Origin of the sequence: Photobacterium angustum, assembly GCF_003026365.1 — a bacterium.
GTDB lineage: Bacteria > Pseudomonadota > Gammaproteobacteria > Enterobacterales > Vibrionaceae > Photobacterium > Photobacterium angustum.
Map to the genome: position 1 here is coordinate 145,454 of NZ_PYOM01000008.1, position 16,937 is coordinate 162,390.

At 37.1% G+C, this 16,937-nt stretch carries 20 protein-coding genes; 5 read left to right on the forward strand and 15 right to left on the reverse strand.

Annotated elements, in window-relative coordinates:
- Nucleotide 1 precedes the first annotated feature (1 nt).
- Both CTN01_RS10175 and CTN01_RS10180 read right to left on the reverse strand, forming a co-directional pair.
- The gene (locus CTN01_RS10175) at nucleotides 2–1,102 is read right to left on the reverse strand and encodes a NapC/NirT family cytochrome c (RefSeq protein ID WP_045147471.1); all 1,101 of its coding nucleotides are present in this window, start codon (nucleotides 1,100–1,102) and stop codon (nucleotides 2–4) included.
- Between the two features lie 317 nt (nucleotides 1,103–1,419).
- Nucleotides 1,420–1,923, reverse strand: coding sequence for a cyclin-dependent kinase inhibitor 3 family protein (locus tag CTN01_RS10180; RefSeq protein WP_045147469.1), 504 nt, complete (start codon nucleotides 1,921–1,923; stop codon nucleotides 1,420–1,422).
- Nucleotides 1,924–2,092: 169 nt separating this feature from the next.
- Here CTN01_RS10180 and CTN01_RS10185 point away from each other — a divergent pair, with 169 nt between their 5' ends.
- Nucleotides 2,093–2,641, forward strand: coding sequence for a flavodoxin family protein (locus tag CTN01_RS10185; protein ID WP_045147467.1), 549 nt, complete (start codon nucleotides 2,093–2,095; stop codon nucleotides 2,639–2,641).
- A 12-nt stretch (nucleotides 2,642–2,653) separates the two neighbouring features.
- Here CTN01_RS10185 and CTN01_RS10190 read toward each other — a convergent pair whose 3' ends face one another.
- Nucleotides 2,654–3,520 (reverse strand): lipase family protein, encoded by an 867-nt coding sequence (locus CTN01_RS10190; RefSeq protein ID WP_045082281.1) that lies wholly within the window; start codon nucleotides 3,518–3,520, stop codon nucleotides 2,654–2,656.
- A 330-nt stretch (nucleotides 3,521–3,850) separates the two neighbouring features.
- Between CTN01_RS10190 and CTN01_RS10195 the strand changes: the two genes are divergently transcribed.
- Entirely contained in the window at nucleotides 3,851–5,548 is a 1,698-nt protein-coding gene (locus CTN01_RS10195; protein WP_045147466.1) for an SgrR family transcriptional regulator, read from the forward strand.
- Between the two features lie 65 nt (nucleotides 5,549–5,613).
- On the opposite strand, the gene CTN01_RS10200 is transcribed toward CTN01_RS10195, so the two are convergent.
- From CTN01_RS10200 to ltaE, 6 genes are all read right to left on the reverse strand, one after another.
- Nucleotides 5,614–5,832 (reverse strand): helix-turn-helix domain-containing protein, encoded by a 219-nt coding sequence (locus CTN01_RS10200; protein WP_045147463.1) that lies wholly within the window; start codon nucleotides 5,830–5,832, stop codon nucleotides 5,614–5,616.
- A gap of 9 nt (nucleotides 5,833–5,841) precedes the next feature.
- A complete protein-coding gene (locus CTN01_RS10205) occupies nucleotides 5,842–6,393 on the reverse strand; it encodes a DUF2975 domain-containing protein (protein WP_045147461.1) in 552 nt (183 codons plus the stop codon).
- A 206-nt stretch (nucleotides 6,394–6,599) separates the two neighbouring features.
- Complete coding sequence (locus CTN01_RS10210) at nucleotides 6,600–7,061, reverse strand: hypothetical protein (RefSeq protein ID WP_045147459.1); 462 nt, start codon at nucleotides 7,059–7,061, stop codon at nucleotides 6,600–6,602.
- On the reverse strand, nucleotides 7,058–8,020 hold the full coding sequence (locus CTN01_RS10215; protein ID WP_045147457.1) for an ABC transporter ATP-binding protein: 963 nt from the start codon (nucleotides 8,018–8,020) through the stop codon (nucleotides 7,058–7,060). Before CTN01_RS10215 ends, CTN01_RS10210 begins: the two co-directional genes overlap by 4 nt.
- Nucleotides 8,020–8,862, reverse strand: coding sequence for an ABC transporter ATP-binding protein (locus CTN01_RS10220; RefSeq protein WP_045147455.1), 843 nt, complete (start codon nucleotides 8,860–8,862; stop codon nucleotides 8,020–8,022). Before CTN01_RS10220 ends, CTN01_RS10215 begins: the two co-directional genes overlap by 1 nt.
- A 288-nt stretch (nucleotides 8,863–9,150) precedes the next feature.
- Nucleotides 9,151–10,158, reverse strand: coding sequence for a low-specificity L-threonine aldolase (gene ltaE, locus CTN01_RS10225; RefSeq protein WP_045147453.1), 1,008 nt, complete (start codon nucleotides 10,156–10,158; stop codon nucleotides 9,151–9,153).
- Between the two features lie 244 nt (nucleotides 10,159–10,402).
- On the opposite strand from ltaE, the gene CTN01_RS10230 reads away from it, so the two are divergent.
- Nucleotides 10,403–10,696, forward strand: a complete 294-nt coding sequence (locus tag CTN01_RS10230; protein ID WP_045147451.1) for a hypothetical protein — start codon at nucleotides 10,403–10,405, stop codon at nucleotides 10,694–10,696.
- A gap of 92 nt (nucleotides 10,697–10,788) precedes the next feature.
- On the opposite strand, the gene CTN01_RS10235 is transcribed toward CTN01_RS10230, so the two are convergent.
- The 3 genes from CTN01_RS10235 to CTN01_RS10245 are packed head-to-tail and all read right to left on the reverse strand — an operon-like array spanning nucleotide 10,789 to nucleotide 13,014.
- Complete coding sequence (locus CTN01_RS10235; RefSeq protein WP_045147448.1) at nucleotides 10,789–12,126, reverse strand: sensor histidine kinase; 1,338 nt, start codon at nucleotides 12,124–12,126, stop codon at nucleotides 10,789–10,791.
- Nucleotides 12,116–12,775 carry a response regulator transcription factor gene (locus CTN01_RS10240; RefSeq protein ID WP_045147445.1) on the reverse strand — a complete coding sequence of 220 codons (660 nt, stop codon included), beginning with the start codon at nucleotides 12,773–12,775 and terminating at the stop codon, nucleotides 12,116–12,118. Before CTN01_RS10240 ends, CTN01_RS10235 begins: the two co-directional genes overlap by 11 nt.
- Nucleotides 12,772–13,014: a PepSY domain-containing protein gene (locus tag CTN01_RS10245; protein ID WP_230626936.1), complete on the reverse strand. Its 243-nt coding sequence runs from the start codon at nucleotides 13,012–13,014 to the stop codon at nucleotides 12,772–12,774. Before CTN01_RS10245 ends, CTN01_RS10240 begins: the two co-directional genes overlap by 4 nt.
- A 352-nt stretch (nucleotides 13,015–13,366) precedes the next feature.
- On the opposite strand from CTN01_RS10245, the gene CTN01_RS10250 reads away from it, so the two are divergent.
- Nucleotides 13,367–13,693, forward strand: coding sequence for a peptidylprolyl isomerase (locus tag CTN01_RS10250; RefSeq protein WP_006643957.1), 327 nt, complete (start codon nucleotides 13,367–13,369; stop codon nucleotides 13,691–13,693).
- Nucleotides 13,694–13,917: 224 nt separating this feature from the next.
- The gene (locus CTN01_RS10255) at nucleotides 13,918–14,577 is read left to right on the forward strand and encodes a tellurite resistance TerB family protein (RefSeq protein WP_107188284.1); all 660 of its coding nucleotides are present in this window, start codon (nucleotides 13,918–13,920) and stop codon (nucleotides 14,575–14,577) included.
- A gap of 60 nt (nucleotides 14,578–14,637) precedes the next feature.
- Here CTN01_RS10255 and CTN01_RS10260 read toward each other — a convergent pair whose 3' ends face one another.
- The 3 genes from CTN01_RS10260 to CTN01_RS10270 all read right to left on the reverse strand — a co-directional run bounded on the left by CTN01_RS10260 (nucleotide 14,638) and on the right by CTN01_RS10270 (nucleotide 16,626).
- Nucleotides 14,638–14,958, reverse strand: a complete 321-nt coding sequence (locus tag CTN01_RS10260; protein ID WP_045147443.1) for a hypothetical protein — start codon at nucleotides 14,956–14,958, stop codon at nucleotides 14,638–14,640.
- 160 nt (nucleotides 14,959–15,118) lie between these two features.
- Nucleotides 15,119–15,400: a hypothetical protein gene (locus tag CTN01_RS10265; protein WP_045147441.1), complete on the reverse strand. Its 282-nt coding sequence runs from the start codon at nucleotides 15,398–15,400 to the stop codon at nucleotides 15,119–15,121.
- Between the two features lie 152 nt (nucleotides 15,401–15,552).
- A complete protein-coding gene (locus tag CTN01_RS10270; protein WP_244155951.1) occupies nucleotides 15,553–16,626 on the reverse strand; it encodes a hypothetical protein in 1,074 nt (357 codons plus the stop codon).
- Nucleotides 16,627–16,937 lie beyond the last annotated feature (311 nt).

Genomic DNA, 16,937 nt, shown 5'->3' on the forward strand with positions numbered 1-16,937 from the left:
TTTAGTTTTCCACGTTATTTGTTATATCTGATGAATAATATTGAAGGTATTTTAAAATCCCTTGAGTTTCATTTTTTGTTAATTTGGCTTGACGTGCCATACCTTTAAATTGAGCTGGCCAATCATTGCTACTAAAATGATGCTCTTGTACCTTCTGGTGACATTGCGCACACTTGTATTCGTACTCGAATTTATTCTTTTCCCATTGCTGATTAATATTGGTAGTAACAGGCGTACTCTTTATCCAAGCAATTATACTTAGCTCTTTCCAAGACTTTTTAGTGGTATGGTTGTAATAAGTTTTACCGGTTTCTTGAATATCATCTAAACCTCTTATTACAGCGTCAGTAATTCGTTTACCTTCCATCGCGTAGAGCAAGTTCTTATGTGCTTCTTGCCAACCATTGAGTTTGATTTTGATGGCACCATTTGCTTTATCTAAAACAGTAAACTGGGTATAAGGTAGAATTTTTGCTTTAATTGAAGCAAAGTCTTGGTCGTTATAAAGTGGTGAAATTGTTGTTGTATAAGCCGTTGAACCACTTTTTAACTCATTGATATCAAATGTATCTGACTTGACTTTAGGTAAGCTATGCGCAATACCTTTGTGACAGTCTATACAACTTTGATTTTTACTAGCGGCAATCTGCATTTGCTGTTTAGCTTTTGCAGACATCTCGTCGAAATTCATTTTATCGTAAGAGTGACAATTACGACACGTAGCGGAATTATTGGCTTCCATTTGTTTCCAAACAGTTTGAGCCATTTCCATTCTATGCTCTTCATATTTTTCTTTAGAATCTATTTTACCCGTTGTCTCAAACCAAATATCTTTTATTCCACCTAATTTGACAGTTAAGTATTCGATATTACTTTTCTCATTAATATGGCAATCTTTACATTGCGCAGAAACGCCATGTTGGTTGGCATAGTGTGGGCTTTTTATATAATCATCATATGGAATTGTCATTGAGTGACATGAAATACAAAATTCAGTTTCAGATGATTTGTGCAATGCAAAATCAGTCGCTTTTACTATTCCAAAAGAAAGGATGAAAATAATAATAACAAAGAGGATAGTTTTCCTTTTTATTCTTCCCATGTTACATCTCTAATAACCGTACAATAAGTGCTGCTATTGTAGGGTTTAATATAATTAGGCAACTATCAAGAAAGGGACAAAAAGTATTAATTAGAAGACAAATATAAAATTATAAATATAGTTAGATAAGCAATTTAAGAGAATGTTAAAAATTATTAATAAATGGCTATTTTATCAACAAAACACATATATAGATGCAAATCCTATCTATTATATATTGTGGGATAACTTTTATTGAGAATGAAATTCGTTAAACTTCTAGTAAACGAAAACAGAGATGATCTCTGCTTCCGTTACAATGACATTTTAAGCTGTCTTTACCCATTAATAAGAGCAATATCGCGAATATATTCAGTTTGCACTTTTTTAGTGAAAGCATTGGGTCTTAATTCTTGAACTTGGCTTATGATGTCTTCTAATTGCCAGTTTCTTTCTAATAATAAGTGGGCTGCAAGTAATCCTGTCCGACCTGAGCCACCCATACAATGTAGCGCGACTTTTTCGCCATTATCTAATGCTTGGTGTAATGCAGGGGAGATAGCATCCCAATGAGGCTGAAAGCTTGCATCTGGCGCGCAATCATCTTTTATTGGAGTATTGAACCATTGAAGCCCGACTTGCTGAACAACCAGTGGTAAAAGACCAACGTTCTTTGCTTCCATTTCCTTCATGCTTAATGCTGTGACAACAATCGTGACACCTTGTGCTTTCAGTTGATCAATGCTTTCAACTAATGGCTTGCCTTTTGTTCCTGGACAAGGGGTAAGTACCAATCCTGCTGAGTTGTTGTTTATTGGTAATTCCCATGTTGGATGTGTCATGCGGTATTTCCTTATTGTCTTTTCCATTTCTAAACAGTTATACACTGCAATTATGACATATATGATTATTCATATGTATCGATTAAAAAAATCTCATTAACAGTTGACCTCAGGTTAACTTGAGGTTTTATCTTGTGTTGAGATTTATACACTTAATAAGGATGTTTTAATGAAAGCGATAGGTATTGTTTATTTCTCGAATACAGGCATCACAGAAGCTTTAGTAGAAGGCTGTTGTAACGAGTTAGCATCAGATCCTGTAGAAGTGATTACGCACAAGATTACGGGAGCAGAAATTATAGAAGGGCGATTTGTTAATTATGAAATAATGGAAAAACTTCAGCAATGCCAAGCGATTATTTTTGCCTCACCAACTTATATGGGATCTGTAGCGGCGCAATTCAAAGCTTTTGCTGATGCGACAAGTGATAAATGGTGCGATCAGAGATTATCAGGAAAAATAGCGGCAGGAATAACTTCTGGTGGCTCACCGAATGGCGATCAAACTGAAACGCTTCGGTATTTTCAAATATTAGCATCACAGCATGGAATGATTTGGATGGGAATAGATAGGCCTTCAAATTACAACGCATTGGGAGTGAATCGTTTAGGTTGTCAGGCTGGCGTTGTAGCTACATCTGAGGATGGTAAACCTGACGCTAAAGACATAAATACTGCAAAATACTTAGCTCGTCGTATTTATAATTTTATTCAGTAAGTTGAAGTTGGATCAGTGCTTATCAAAGAAATCTTTATTGCGAATATATTTTTGCATGAAGTGGTAGCTAAAAGGGCGCATGATCCAACTTATTATTGATCGTGATAATCGTATTATGGTGGGAATGTTTTGATATATTTTACCGTTGTGTAACCAGAGCATTTGCCCAACATGCCAATGCATAAAAGGAATGGCGGGTAGAAAGGTGACAATATCTAGATCACAACAGATACGATAGGTTTGTTGATGCAATGGGTAATGTTTTTTAAAACTCCAAAACCCTGTTGCTGGCTGCCCAAAAGTGACCACACGCTTTATTGCATTTGGATAATGTTGGTGTAAGTAATCAGCACTGAGTACCGCCATTGCACCACCAGAGGAGTGGCCAGTTAAGCTAATGTGCTTACCGGATTCAATTAAGGGTTTTATTACGGCTTGGATCTGTTTAATAATTTCGTTGTAGTTCGATTGATTGCGGTACGAGGTTAAATGTGATGCTTGAAAGATATCTAGCTTTTGACTGTCACTTAAATCTGGATGACATTGATGAAAAGCATAGTTACGTCTTATGCTTTTTTGATGTATCAGATAATGATAACCCCAATGAACATGATATGGCTTAGGTTGTGATTCGATTTTTTTCGGGAAACATGCAAGGTTGAGTAGCCAATCCCATATGTTTTGCGAACCTTTAAAGACTAAGACGACTTCTTTACTCTCACCCCATAAAATACGAATAATAGGGCGTCCCCAGCGATCGATTATTTCTTCTCTGCCCTCAGGCAAAAAACCATATTGGGTATGATCAAAATCATCAGGATAAGCAAGATGACATAAAATCGCATATTGTTCATATTGATAGCGTTTGAGTTTTTTCATCGTATTCTTGTTTTAGTTTACTTATCACCAGCATAAACACGGTATTTATCAATCTAATGACAATAAAAGAATACAGGGAAAGTCCAACCTAACACGTTTAGTCTTAGGTCGGACTTAAATTAATGAGCACTCAGGGTAAATAAACTCTTTTGGGGGAAAGAGCCTAAGTTAATGTTCATTAAGCTACAAATGGCTTTGTAGACTTATCGATATTTCTATAGGTATCACACTGTAAGTAGAGCAAAACCTGTTTTCATATCGACTGTTGTATTTTTACGCTAAAATGAGGAAGTTAAAAGAGAACAATATAGGGAATAAGGTTTCCTCTTTATGAGCGGTCAACGATTAAAATTGCAATTCCAGCGTTTGTACAACCATTTCTCAGGTAGGAATACTGAGACAAATCTCCATGATATTTCAGAAGTTTTATTTTGTACGCGTCGTAATGTGCGTATGGTCATAAATAAAATGGTCGATAAAGGCTGGATAGATTGGCAGCCTGCCGTTGGGCGTGGAAAGCAATCACGCTTAATATTTAATAGCACTGACAGTGAGTTACAATTTATGCAAGCGCGTAAGTTAGTCACTGATGGCAAACTAGAAACAGCATTATCGGTGTTAGATAATAATGCTGAAAAACTGGTGCAATTGATTCATGAGCAACTGGGTATTTCTCATGTTCATGGCAGGCAAATTGTGCGACTACCTTATTACCGTAGTTTCGGTAATCTTAATCCTCTCAAACCGCTTCGCCGCTCTGAACAACACCTTGTTAGGCAAATATTCAGTGGCTTAACCCAATTTAATGAGGAAAAAGGGGAAGTTGAAGCTGATATTGCTCATGCTTGGGAAATGATCTCGGTAAGGCATTGGCGTTTTCATATTCGTCCTGCAATCCGTTTTCATGATGGGCGATTACTTGAAAGCGATGATATTATTCAAACGTTTAAGGAAGTGAAACAGCAAGCGTTGTTTAAGCATATTGATGATGTTATTTCCCCCTTTGCTAATACGATAGATGTGTATTTAAAACGAGATGATCTTCATCTTCCTGCTTTACTCGCGAATATCAGTGCTGTTATTCAGCCTGCAGGTAATCATCGTCGCTCTGATGCAACCACATTTCCGGTCGGTACGGGGCCTTATAAAGTCACGATTAATGATAAGCAGCGTTTAAAACTTGAAGCATTTGATATGTATTTTGGTTTTCGTGCATTAACAGATGTGGTGGAAATTTGGATTTTAACGGGTTTTTCTGCTTGTTATTTAAAGCCATCACTAGAGTTAGCGCAGACACAAAGTGCAACGGTATCTAATAAGTTAAGCTTAGATCAAGGCTGTAATTACTTATTATTAAATAGAAATAAAGGCTTAGCACAACAAAAGATTTGGTTAGATTATTTTCAATCTCGTTTAAACAGTTTGAGTATTATGCGTCATTTAGATTTGAATAAAGTCTCTAACTTTAAGATGATTAATGCTTATGGTTTATTACCAGGATGGATTTGTGCAACGGATTACCCACACGATATTGTTGTGCCAACGACTAAACGCTCTGTGACACTGGCCTATCAACAAGAACACCCTATTTATCCTTATATTGCTGGATTGATAGCTGAAATATTGGCTAAAGATGGTATTACGATTAAAGTGATTGAAATTGCCTTTGAAGATATCATGCAAGGCAAACAAGCAGATAAAATAGATCTCTGGTTAAATGGCATGAGTCTTGGGAGTGATCGAGCCGATGCGATATTGCCGTGGTTATATAACTTTGAGCAAATTGAACGAGCGATGCCACCTCAAGCATTCACGCAACTTGATACTCATATTGATAATTGGCGAATGAATATTACACCTGAATTTCCATTAGAAGAGATCCAGAATTTATTAGTCAATTCAGGTCAAGTATTACCATTATTCCATACGTGGTTAGGCGTTGATGGTAACGGTGAATTGGAAGGGATGGCGTCTAATCAATTAGGTTGGTTTGATTTTAAATCGGTGTGGGTAAAAGCAAGACACTAAGTCATGTCATTAAGTTTTGAAGTAAAAATCATAAGTAGGCGTTAAATAACGTCTACTTATTTTATTTACTTATCGTTGTGATTTTCTTCAAATTCGAGAATATCACCAGGTTGGCATTCAAGTAATTCACATAACTTATCTAAGGTTGAAAAGCGTACTGCCTTCGCTTTACCGTTTTTGAGAATAGATAAGTTTGCCTCTGTCATCTCCATAGCTTGAGCCAATGCTTTTAATCGCATTTTGCGTTTAGCCATCATGACATCTAAGTTAATACGTATTGTCATCGCAGGCTCTTAAATGGTTAAATTTTGTTCATCCGCAAGAATGCAAGCTTCTTTCATCACCCATGAAATTATCAATACGATAAGCCCCATAATAAGGGTTATAAAGTCTATACCTTCAAAGCCAATAGCAAGCATTCTGTGTCCAGGTGGATTATTGAAACTAATTACAACAGTCATTATTGCGTCATATAGTACTGAGCCACCAACCCAATAAAATATGCTGTAGCCAAGTTTCTGGTAAATAGTTGCATTTTCAAAGGTAAAGATATTGTTATTTTCATAGTTACGAAAGAGCTTAATTAACTTTGTTAAAGCATACATGATAATTGAGCAATAAATTAAGCTAAATAAAGCAGCTACGACTCTGATTGTGGGTGTTAATGGCACTTGAGTGAGGTTATGTAAATCATCAAAAGATGTTTGTACTATTCCAGTGGCTGTTAAATAGTCATATGGCGTATCTATGGTTAACCAAAAATAGCAGACTAAGATAGGAGTTAATATAAGGAATATTTGAAATAAGATACGAGCTCTTTTACTTTGTTTTTGGATATTGGACATGTGGTACCTCTTCAGTTGATGAGGCAATAATAGAGGCTAAATTATAAATAAGCAATAAAAAATTATCGTTTTACGATAATTTGTTTAATAATTGATGGCTATAAATGTTGTTATTGTAATGGACTGATAAATAAAGGAAAACGAGTACTATTCACTTTTATATGTAAAAAGTGAATATATACTCATTTTTAGGTTTAGGATGGGATTTAATTTTTTGCCGAATATTTTAAATTCAAATGCTGCTGTGATTCCATAAAAGCGACATGCAAGTTAATGAGCTGGACACTTTCTTGCTGCCACTGAGGATCGGTCTGATGTTGGCAAAACTCCACCATAGCAACAATGATTCGATCTAGCTTTTTTAAGCCCCAACGCTTTAGCTCTGCACTATAACTTGCATCACATACGACAGCTTGAAGCTTGGCATAAGAAAGCTGAATATAACCAAATGCCTGTTCGTTATAGCCTTGATGTTGATAATATTTAGTTAAGCGAAAACATGCATCTAGCCAGTAGGCTAAAGCTTCACTGCCAGTCTCATTGTCTAATTCATCCATCATGCTGCTAGGCGTTTGTTGAATGAGAGTAACCAACTCTGAAAAATCATGGCTATGGTTGGGTTGGTACCACCCTTTAACTGATTCTAGCCAGCAGTGAAGAGTCATCATGCGATTTTTACCTTTTTAAGTGCGTTGACTTCCGCTTCATCCCAGTTTGCAACAAAGTGATTGTCAGCAACATGGCGATGTCCTGAAATAGACTTCAAACTTATTGCACGGATCTTATCGGCGCTCTGTGAATAATCTGGCTCTGAATCCACGAGTTTATTAAAGGGTAGATCAGGATCGGGCACTGCAGAGATTAATAATTTAGTATAAGGGTGCTGTGGGTTACGTAAAATAGAACGAGTGTCTCCCCATTCAACAATACGACCACGGTACATTACGGCGGTTTCTTCTGCGATATAATGTGCAGTGGCTAAGTCATGAGTAATGTACAAAAAGCCAATACCAATTTTATCTTTCATTTCTTTCATTAGGTTCAACACACCTAATCGAATAGAAACATCAAGCATTGAGGTTGGTTCATCGGCGAGGATGATTTCAGCACCAACACCAATTGCACGTGCTAGATTTACACGTTGACGTTGACCGCCACTAAGCTGATGGGGGTATTTATCAAGATCTTCAATGGGTAACTCAACCAATTCCATTAGCTCATTTAAACGCTGCTCTATTGCGTCTTTACCCTTAACTTGTTTATGAATTAACAGTGGGCGAGTGAGGTGATGGCGAATAGTATGAGTAGGATTCAACGATCCAAATGGGTCTTGGAATACCATTTGGACTTTACCGCGGTAATTTAATACATCTTTACGTTTACGAATGGTATCGACGTTATCGCCTTTAAATAAAATCTCGCCTTCCGTTACGCCGTGAACTTTAGTAATGAGCTTTGCACATGTACTTTTACCACAGCCTGATTCACCAACGAGCGCTAAAGTACGCCCCTTATAGAGCTTAAAACTAATATTATCGAGTGCACGAAAGATTTCAGTCGAACCAAGACCACCGCCAGCAGTGAACTCTTTCACCACATTATTTAATTCAATAATTGGTTGTTCCATTACGATATTTCCTCTGCTGAGATAGAAACGTGTGGCGCATCTTCATGAATGTTAGGGAACGATGCCCATAACTTTTGGGTATATGGGTGTCGAGGATTGTTACGTATTTCACGTGCTTGATTGACTTCAACAATTTCACCGTATCGCATTACGGCAATGCGATCACAAAGTTGACTCATAAGCGCAAGATCGTGAGTAATAAATAACACAGAGAAATCGAATTCTTTACGAAGTTGATAAATCTGCTGCAAAATTTCACGTTGAACAACAACATCAAGCGCAGTGGTCGGTTCGTCCATAACGATAAGTTTTGGGTTTAGACATAGCGCAATCGCAATAACGAGTCTTTGACGCATACCACCACTAAATTGGTGTGGATATTCAGATAAACGCTCGCGAGGGATATTAACCAGATCTAATAGCTTTTCTGCACGCTCTTTTGCTTGTTCATTGCTGTAGCCAAGGTGATGGCGCATTACGTCAGCAAATTGCTCTTGAATAGGGAGTACGGGATTTAGTGAGTTCATTGCACTTTGGAATACCATAGCAATGTCTTTCCAGCGAACAACACCCATTTGTTGTTCAGTTATTGCGATAAGGTTTGTACCGTCGTACTCAATACTTCCTTTTGTGATAAGTGCTGGCGGCTTATGTAAGCGATTAATAGCAAAAGCGATAGTACTTTTACCACATCCCGATTCACCCGCTAAGCCAAATATTTCACTTTTACCTATATCGAAACTCACTGATTTTACGGCTTTAAAGTCGCCATTGTCTGTAATGTAGGTGACTTCGAGATCACGTACTTTCAGTATTGGGTCTGAATGAAACGCTTGTTCCATGATGCTCTCCCTGCAAAAATAAAACTATATGATAATGAAACTAATTATCATTAATATTCACATAAGCTAAATGAGTGAGAATAGGGTTGCAAAGGTTCAATTTAAAGAAAGTGAGGCAGGTATCAAAAAATCATGCAAAAGTTGAGTATCGTAAAAATATATACCACAAAGATAACCGTTATTTGTAAAAAGATTTTTGATAGCAGCAATGAAAGAGATTAAGAAGTAAAGCCCACAAAAGCCCACACAAGATCACATTGTAATATTGTGTGGGGGAGAGGTGAAAGATCAGACAGCGCTTTTTAATGCAGCGATAAAAATATCAATGTCGTCTTTTGTAATGTCTAAATGAGTCACTAATCGCAATGGGTTTCCTGTTGAGATCAAAATATTTTGTGATTTTAATGTTGTCGCTAATTGGGTTTGATCTATCTTGCTATCGACTTTTGCAAATAAGATATTTGTTTGAATGTGATTCGTGTTTACTTCAAAACCATTTACTGTATTTAATTGTTCAGCTAAGTATTTAGCATTGGAATGGTCATCGACTAAACGATTTGTATTTTCAGTTAGTGCAATTTTACCAGCAGCTGCAATGATTCCTGCTTGGCGCATGCCGCCACCGAGAACCTTACGCCAACGACGAGCTCTGGCTATTAGTGCTTTATCACCAATTAGTAGCGACCCAATTGGCGCACCTAAACCTTTCGATAAACAAATGGTGAAAGAATCAAAGTATTTAACAATTTCTGTGATATCGACATTGAGTGCGGCGGCTGCGTTATAAACACGCGCACCATCAAGGTGAAGTTTTAGGTTATGCTGATCAACAAATTCACGTGCTTGTTGAAGGTATGTTAGCGGTAACACTTTACCGTTGATGGTGTTCTCGAGGCTTAAAAGTGTTGTCCGGGCAAAATGAGGATCGTCTGGCTTAATTGCGGCTGTCAATTTTTCAAAGGGAAGTGTGCCGTCAGCAGCATTTTCTATTGGTTGAGGTTGGATTGAGCCTAAAACTGCTGCACCACCGCCTTCGAATTTATAATTATGAGCCTGTTGACCACATAAATATTCATCTCCACGTTCACAGTGCGCCATCAATGCCAGTAAATTAGCTTGAGTGCCAGAACTACAAAAAAGTGCGGCTTCAAATCCATGGCGTTCCGCTGCAAAAAGCTCTAAATCATTAACCGTTGGATCATCACTATAAACATCGTCACCAACCAGTGCTTGGGACATAGCTTGACGCATTAAGGGAGAAGGACGAGTTACCGTATCTGAACGAAAATCTATCATTTATTATCAGCTTCCTATTCTGTTTTATTCACTATATCACTGTGTACTCTTTGGTTTCTATAGTCGTAGATTCTTGTTATTAAGCATATGATGACACTATGTTTAAAACGGCTCATATGACAATTATATTAATATTGCATTCTTATAAAATATATTTTGTAAAGCATCTACACTTAAAAAGTCGGTTGTTTATTGTGCAATTATTGAAAGACTCTGAGTACGGCCACACTAGGAGGATGATGTGATGTTAGTGGAACAACGAGATTTTACCTTACTCGGTAAAGTTCAGCGGCATGCTCATATTAGCGTAATCCCAACGGGTAAGTTACGTGTTAATATTCTTGAGGATAATGCAGAACAAGAGGCTGAATTCTCACAATTATGGTTTAGTAAGACCGGAACAAAAACATTATTAGTCTGCCGAGATGAATCAAAAGTCAATTGGCAACTAGATCTTAGAAACCAAGACGCGAAAGAGCTCGAACACCTTATTGAATCAGCGCAAGAAGATTATGAAATTTTAATGCGAGATTTATAACTATCATCAATATTCTTGAATAGTTTGGTGGGTCAATTTGTGATTTTGCGATATGAGTGTGTTTAACCCTGCCAGTAACTAGCAGGGTTTTTTCAGTTTCTAGGTATAGGTAAAATGAGGCTTGCTTTCAAACCGCCGCGCTGGCTTTTGCTTAAAATTAAATCACCACGATAACTATGCGCTAGTTCATTAACGATGTTTAATCCAAGCCCTGTTCCAGGGGTGCTTTCATCTAGCCGCACTCCACGGTTAAGTACTTGCTTGCATTTTTCTTCTGCAATACCAATGCCGTCATCTTCAATGACAAGGGTAATTTGACCTGATTGGCTTGACTCTTGGTAGACGCGAATCAAAGAGTTAGCCCATTTATAGCTGTTTTCGATTAAGTTACCGATCATTTCATCAAGATCACTGCTTTCTACAGCAACCATCACGCTGCTATCAAGCTCGTTAACTAAGATCAGCTCACGATTTGCGTAGACTTTATCCATTGCTAAGGAGATCGCATCTACTCGACTAGAAACCGCTGTTTTGGCAGCTAGAATATTCACAGCGCCAGCCATGCGTGCACGACCTAAATGATAATCGATATGCTGCTGTAACTGCTGGAGAGCTGGAACTAGCTTGGCTTTTGTTGGTTCATCGAGTAACGCGACTTCATTATTCAAAATAGCAATGGGTGTTTTAAGTGCGTGAGATAAATTCCCTGAATGATTACGTGCGCGCAATAATAGCTCTTGGTAGTGGAAGAGTAAGGCATTTAGGTCATCAATAACTGGTTGTATCTCAACAGGATATAGCCCGGTTAGCTCTGTAGTATGTCCTTCTCGCACTAGCTTTAAATTTCGACGCAATTTACGTAGAGGCCACAGTGACCAGCTGACTTGTAGCGTGGTAAGTGTGAGAATACCAATTGCCATAATGGTCAAAATTAACCATAAGCCTCGGGTTAGTTCTTGTAAGGTCTTGATTAATCGATCCTGATTGATGGCAACAGATAATTCTACTGGATAATCACTATCAGGCAGTAAGAATTTACGTTTAACCACGATTAAGGATTGTTTATTAGGACCTTCAAAACCCTCTTCGTTATTCCCTGAAATGGTGGTGTCCCATAACGAGCGTGAACGTAAATGTTGGTTGTTGAGTTTGAGTGACCAATACAAACCGCTATAAGGGGAGTTAAATCGCGGGTTTGATAATCGACCATCAAGAAATACACGACCATGCGCATCAATATCAACGAGCGCTGTAATTTGATCAAGGTATAAATAAAGCTGGGTTTTTTCTTGGTCAATGAGGTAGCTTTTAATAAAGCTTGGCACAAGATAACCAGCCGTTAGCGTAATCGCTAATAGCCATATTGCAGCAGCACTTAATAGACGATTACGAATACTTGGCTGGCCTTTTTTCCTTTTATTAATTGGCATTAATCCGATATCCAAGGCCGCGAACTGTTTTTATTACATCATTGCCAATTTTTCGACGAATACGACCAATGAATACTTCAATTGTATTTGAATCGCGATCAAAATCTTGCTTATAGATATGTTCAACTAATTCTGTACGCGAAATAACCTTGTCAGTGTTATGCATAAGATAAGATAATACTTTGAATTCAAGTGCTGTAAGATCAATGATTTGACCTTCCCAAGTTACCTTGGAAGTACGTGTATCAAGACTTAGATTACCTGCTTGAATAACAGGAGAGGCATTACCTGTTGAACGGCGTAGTTGGGCTCTAACACGAGCGACTAATTCCACCATTTGAAAAGGTTTGGTTAAATAATCATCAGCGCCTGCATTTAAGCCGTCGACACGTTGTGTAAGTTCATTACGTGCACTTAAAATAACGACAGGGCAGTTTACATTTTCTTCACGAATACCTTTTAACACGGTAATACCATCTAGTTTAGGAAGACCCAAATCTAAAACAATAGCATCCCAAGGTTCTGATGTTGCACGATAGAGGGCATCAATACCATCACAAGAAAGTTCTGCCACCCAACCACTTTGTTCTAAACCAGTGATAATTTGTTCGCCTAAAGTAACTTCGTCTTCTACAACAAGAATTTTCATTTTGGAGCCCTGATGACATTTTCTAAATGTCGTCCTTTAATATTTAACATTTGTAAAGATTGAGCTTGATATTCAACTTTTATTATATTGTTTTCAGTATCAATAAGCTTTAGTTCATAGATCCACTCACCATTATCTTCGTTGAGCTCTACTTTAATTATACGTGCTGATAACTGTTGAGAGACTTTATGCTGAAGGGCTGAATAAGGCTTGATTAATCCTTTTTCTACAGCTGTCATTACATCATCGTGATGCTCTTCATCGTGGGTTACCGGCGTTGCTAATACGCCGAAAGTCAACGACCCGAGAAGTCCGACTATATATAAATATCTATGACCTATTTTCATATTTATAATTGTAAAGTAACAACCATGAATGGAAAGTGAATGAGACGATTATAATAACGTTTATAATGGGTATAAGTCGTTAAATTTTTGAGGTTTTATTCTAAAATTATGATCCCGTTATAGTTGAATAAATATTGCATTAATGGCGTGTTTATATTTTATTCAAATTTAGTGAATAGCTTGCTAGTTTACGGTATTTATCGCAAAATTGCGCAATAAAAACTAATGAAATAGGTAACCCACCATGGCTTCTAGCGCACACGCACTTCATATTTTAGTGAAACACAAAGAATTAGCTGATGATATTCTAGAACAGCTTAAAAAGGGTGCAAAATTTCAAGAACTTGCTAAGAAACATTCAACGTGCCCATCGGGTAAAAAAGGCGGGGATCTTGGTGAGTTCCGTAAAGGTGCTATGGTACCGCAGTTTGATAAAGCGGTCTTTTCTGGCAAAGCAATCAGTACCAGCGAAGCGTTAAAAAAGAAAAATAATAACTTACGTGGATTAATTCCAGAGCCTGTAAAAACTAAATTTGGTTGGCATATTATTAAAGTTCTTTATACCGTTTAATCTATTTATTAAACAGGCTTGAATTTATATTAACGCTCTCATTCTAGAGCGTTTTTTATGCTTAATAGATACATAACAACCTTATTGATGGTATCAATTGGTTGCCATTATTCAATTATCCGTGTGAATAAGGTGGTCAATTTACATTGATTTACGCTTTAAAGCTGTTTAATTAATCTGTTTTTCCATAGTATTAATATATGCCCTTTTTATGGAGAATGACGATGAAAGGTTTATTCGATCAGTTAATAAATCAAGCTAGTAATTATATTGATAAGGGAAAAGCCACATCGAACTCAAGCACTTCTGATTTATTAAAAGGAGCAACGGCTGGTGGGGTAGTCGGCGCATTATTAGGTAATAAAAAAAGTCGCAAATTAGCAAAAAAATATGGCGGTAAAGCAGCCTTAATTGGTGGTACTGCCGTGATTGGCACTGTAGCTTATCAGGCTTATAAGAAATGGTCGCAAGAATCATCACACGCCTCTAATACGGCAATGGACTCACAGTCTACGATTTCCCCAAATACTCAATTAAGAACAAACCAAGACTTATTAGTTCAAGCAATGATTTTTGCAGCAAAAGCTGATGGTCATATTGACGAACAAGAAAAAACAGCGATAGCACAATGGATGATTGAAAATGGGATCACCCATGATATTGAAACGGTGATTGTTCGCTGGCTAAATGCACCGTTAGATCCTCAAGTTATTGCAGCGCAAGTTAGCGGTTTAGAGCAAGCATCTGAAGTTTATTTAGTTACATTATTGGCTATTGATGTCGATCATTTCTTAGAGCGTGCTTATCTCGACGCATTAGCTAATGCATTAAAACTACCTGAAGGCTTAGTTCAGCGAATAGAAGAACAAGCAAATGTTATGTAGTGATTGATTTAACAAAGCTGATATAAGGGGCTAATTGAATATAGCCCCTGAGTGCAAATGTTACTTTGTTTGACCCGCAGGCATAGAACTGTTGATTCTGACTGGACCTAAACCAATAACACACTGTTTATATCCTTTTTCCCAGCCTTTTAGGTATGCTGTTCTATTTACAGTATCAAAGCTATTTACTATATCTTTGGATGGTAAAAACTGCGCTTCCATGGCATTTTTACAACCATCGTCATATCCTTTTTTTTCTGCTGGCGCTGTATCTTGTTTTACGAATTTTGTGATCACTTGTGGCTCAGATTGCGGTACAGTTTGTGTCGCGCAACCTGAAATCAATAAAGTTAAGCCAATGAATGGTAAATATCTATTCATAATATACTCAGTTATATGTTCAATTTTACTATTGTTATAAAACTATAAGTAAAATTCTTATAATTCCTATTTGGTATATTATTGCTGTATCCTTAATGAAAGTGTAACCAATGTCATAGTGGCTGATAATGTGAGTATTTTAAGCGATAAACTAAATGGACTATTGCTTAAGCGATACAATGATCTCTTTCGAAGAGCGAGTATCACTCCAGTTTAATAATTTTGAATAAAAGTACTTCAGCATTATCAGATAGATACTGATGAGGCTGAAACTGGTTATGGCACTAATACCTTGTTGGAAATGATTTTCACCAGAAAGAAGTAAGATTAAGCCAAGACTGATCCCAAGTGATGAAATCATTAGCCATAGCGGAAAACTAAGCCTAAAAAATTGATAGAAATGGAACAATACAGAGAAGATTACTTTCTTTAAATGAAACATAATACACCCCTAAGCTAAATTGTTACCTAGTTATTAAATTATTCCAGTTAGTGATGAGAGTGAAGTGCGGTAATAAGATTTTGTGTCGTTGCTCATAGTTTGATGGTAACGATAAGACGGTATTGTGCCTAATCGTTATAGCCATATCATAATTATTTTTTTGGTTCTGGCAGGGTTGGTTTAGGAATGTAACGGCCTAAACGATCAATTTTTCTTTTTTTGGAGAAGAACATTTCAAGTTCAATCATTACGCCAGGGTTGGCGTGATAGTTATATTCACGAGGGAATTCTAGCTGCGGACGAATACCTAAATATAACCAGTGTTTGTAAATGCGTTTATTCCACGTTGCAGATATCCAATAGTTTGTGACTTCTTTATTTTCTCCTGTATCAGCACTGATCCCTGTTGAGTACTCGAATAGGATTTTATCGTCGTAGCGATGGAACAATTCAAATTGTTGCAACAGTTCCCATTTGTCGTCTTCTTTTAAGTACTGTGCACTCGTCGTAGTTTTGAATATTTTCGAGTGTTCAGGGTTTATTGCGTAATAGCCATTAAGTGCACTTAGATAACCTAACCCTTTTGAGTGGTAATAAAAAACTTGTTGCTCGAGCTGGGTTGTCCAGTTTTCACTAATAGAATCAACGCGTGTAAATCGCATTTTTGTGAAAGGATCAAGCGGAAGTTTTAATTTAATACCAATATCAAAATCTGAATTCCAGTTGCCAAAGTGGGCATCTTGAAGACGAAATGCACCAACGGTATCGCCAGATGTGGTTTTGTTACCAGTGGCAATACCACGTTGCTTGTTTTCAAGACTATCGAAGTCGCCTGGCTCTGAATCAATGATCAGTTTCCAGTCTCGTTTAACATGAGGTAGATCAAGTTTAAAATAAACTTTGAAGTCATTATCAACTTTGCCTCGATATGAATAGGACAAACGGTTACGAATCCGTAAATAGCTTCGGTTGGTTAGTGCACTTTCGTCATCGTCTTTAGCTAAGCTTTCGTCAAGGTATTCACCAATATCATGAACGGTGTCAGTAAGTGATTGGTGTGAGTCATCAACCCAATTTGCCATGCTTGATTGATTATCGGGGTCAGTAGTTGTGTCGTTTACGGGGTCAGCTTGGCTAATACTGGGTATGGTTGAGAGTAAAAAAATGGGTAAGCAAAGCTGTTTATAGCGATCTTTAAATGAGAATAACGGTTTCAATTTATTCAAACTTCCTTTCTGAATACGACCCTATAAATCCAAATAAACATCAGTATAAGATGTTATTTTTACTAAGAATAGAGGTACTTAAATTTTGATGATAGTGCGCTAACAAAAGTTTGTTGTCTCAGTTGTTATATATTCATCACCAAATCATCATCTTAATGATGTGTAATCACACTATACTGAAAATAGATTTTATGATTACGTCCTCATAGCTAGGATATTATTGATACACAGTATTTATCAATCGATTTTGAGTATTGTGGCTGATAGTTACAAAGTTTTTGTGACATAAAGTTTAAATATTAATGGTTTAT

What these genes read in the sequence shown, in the direction of transcription:
- CTN01_RS10240 (WP_045147445.1), bottom strand. Translation starts at nt 12,775, where the DNA reads ATGAAAATTCTTGTTGTAGAAGACGAAGTTACTTTAGGCGAACAAATT.
- CTN01_RS10200 (WP_045147463.1), bottom strand. Translation starts at nt 5,832, where the DNA reads ATGACAATACGTATTAACTTAGATGTCATGATGGCTAAACGCAAAATG.
- CTN01_RS10210 (WP_045147459.1), bottom strand. Translation starts at nt 7,061, where the DNA reads ATGATGACTCTTCACTGCTGGCTAGAATCAGTTAAAGGGTGGTACCAA.
- CTN01_RS10245 (WP_230626936.1), bottom strand. Translation starts at nt 13,014, where the DNA reads ATGACAGCTGTAGAAAAAGGATTAATCAAGCCTTATTCAGCCCTTCAG.
- CTN01_RS10260 (WP_045147443.1), bottom strand. Translation starts at nt 14,958, where the DNA reads ATGAATAGATATTTACCATTCATTGGCTTAACTTTATTGATTTCAGGT.
- CTN01_RS10215 (WP_045147457.1), bottom strand. Translation starts at nt 8,020, where the DNA reads ATGGAACAACCAATTATTGAATTAAATAATGTGGTGAAAGAGTTCACT.
- CTN01_RS10250 (WP_006643957.1), top strand. Translation starts at nt 13,367, where the DNA reads ATGGCTTCTAGCGCACACGCACTTCATATTTTAGTGAAACACAAAGAA.
- CTN01_RS10175 (WP_045147471.1), bottom strand. Translation starts at nt 1,102, where the DNA reads ATGGGAAGAATAAAAAGGAAAACTATCCTCTTTGTTATTATTATTTTC.
- CTN01_RS10185 (WP_045147467.1), top strand. Translation starts at nt 2,093, where the DNA reads ATGAAAGCGATAGGTATTGTTTATTTCTCGAATACAGGCATCACAGAA.
- CTN01_RS10205 (WP_045147461.1), bottom strand. Translation starts at nt 6,393, where the DNA reads ATGTCCAATATCCAAAAACAAAGTAAAAGAGCTCGTATCTTATTTCAA.
- CTN01_RS10220 (WP_045147455.1), bottom strand. Translation starts at nt 8,862, where the DNA reads ATGGAACAAGCGTTTCATTCAGACCCAATACTGAAAGTACGTGATCTC.
- CTN01_RS10230 (WP_045147451.1), top strand. Translation starts at nt 10,403, where the DNA reads ATGTTAGTGGAACAACGAGATTTTACCTTACTCGGTAAAGTTCAGCGG.
- CTN01_RS10265 (WP_045147441.1), bottom strand. Translation starts at nt 15,400, where the DNA reads ATGTTTCATTTAAAGAAAGTAATCTTCTCTGTATTGTTCCATTTCTAT.
- ltaE (WP_045147453.1), bottom strand. Translation starts at nt 10,158, where the DNA reads ATGATAGATTTTCGTTCAGATACGGTAACTCGTCCTTCTCCCTTAATG.
- CTN01_RS10180 (WP_045147469.1), bottom strand. Translation starts at nt 1,923, where the DNA reads ATGACACATCCAACATGGGAATTACCAATAAACAACAACTCAGCAGGA.
- CTN01_RS10195 (WP_045147466.1), top strand. Translation starts at nt 3,851, where the DNA reads ATGAGCGGTCAACGATTAAAATTGCAATTCCAGCGTTTGTACAACCAT.
- CTN01_RS10190 (WP_045082281.1), bottom strand. Translation starts at nt 3,520, where the DNA reads ATGAAAAAACTCAAACGCTATCAATATGAACAATATGCGATTTTATGT.
- CTN01_RS10255 (WP_107188284.1), top strand. Translation starts at nt 13,918, where the DNA reads ATGAAAGGTTTATTCGATCAGTTAATAAATCAAGCTAGTAATTATATT.
- CTN01_RS10235 (WP_045147448.1), bottom strand. Translation starts at nt 12,126, where the DNA reads ATGCCAATTAATAAAAGGAAAAAAGGCCAGCCAAGTATTCGTAATCGT.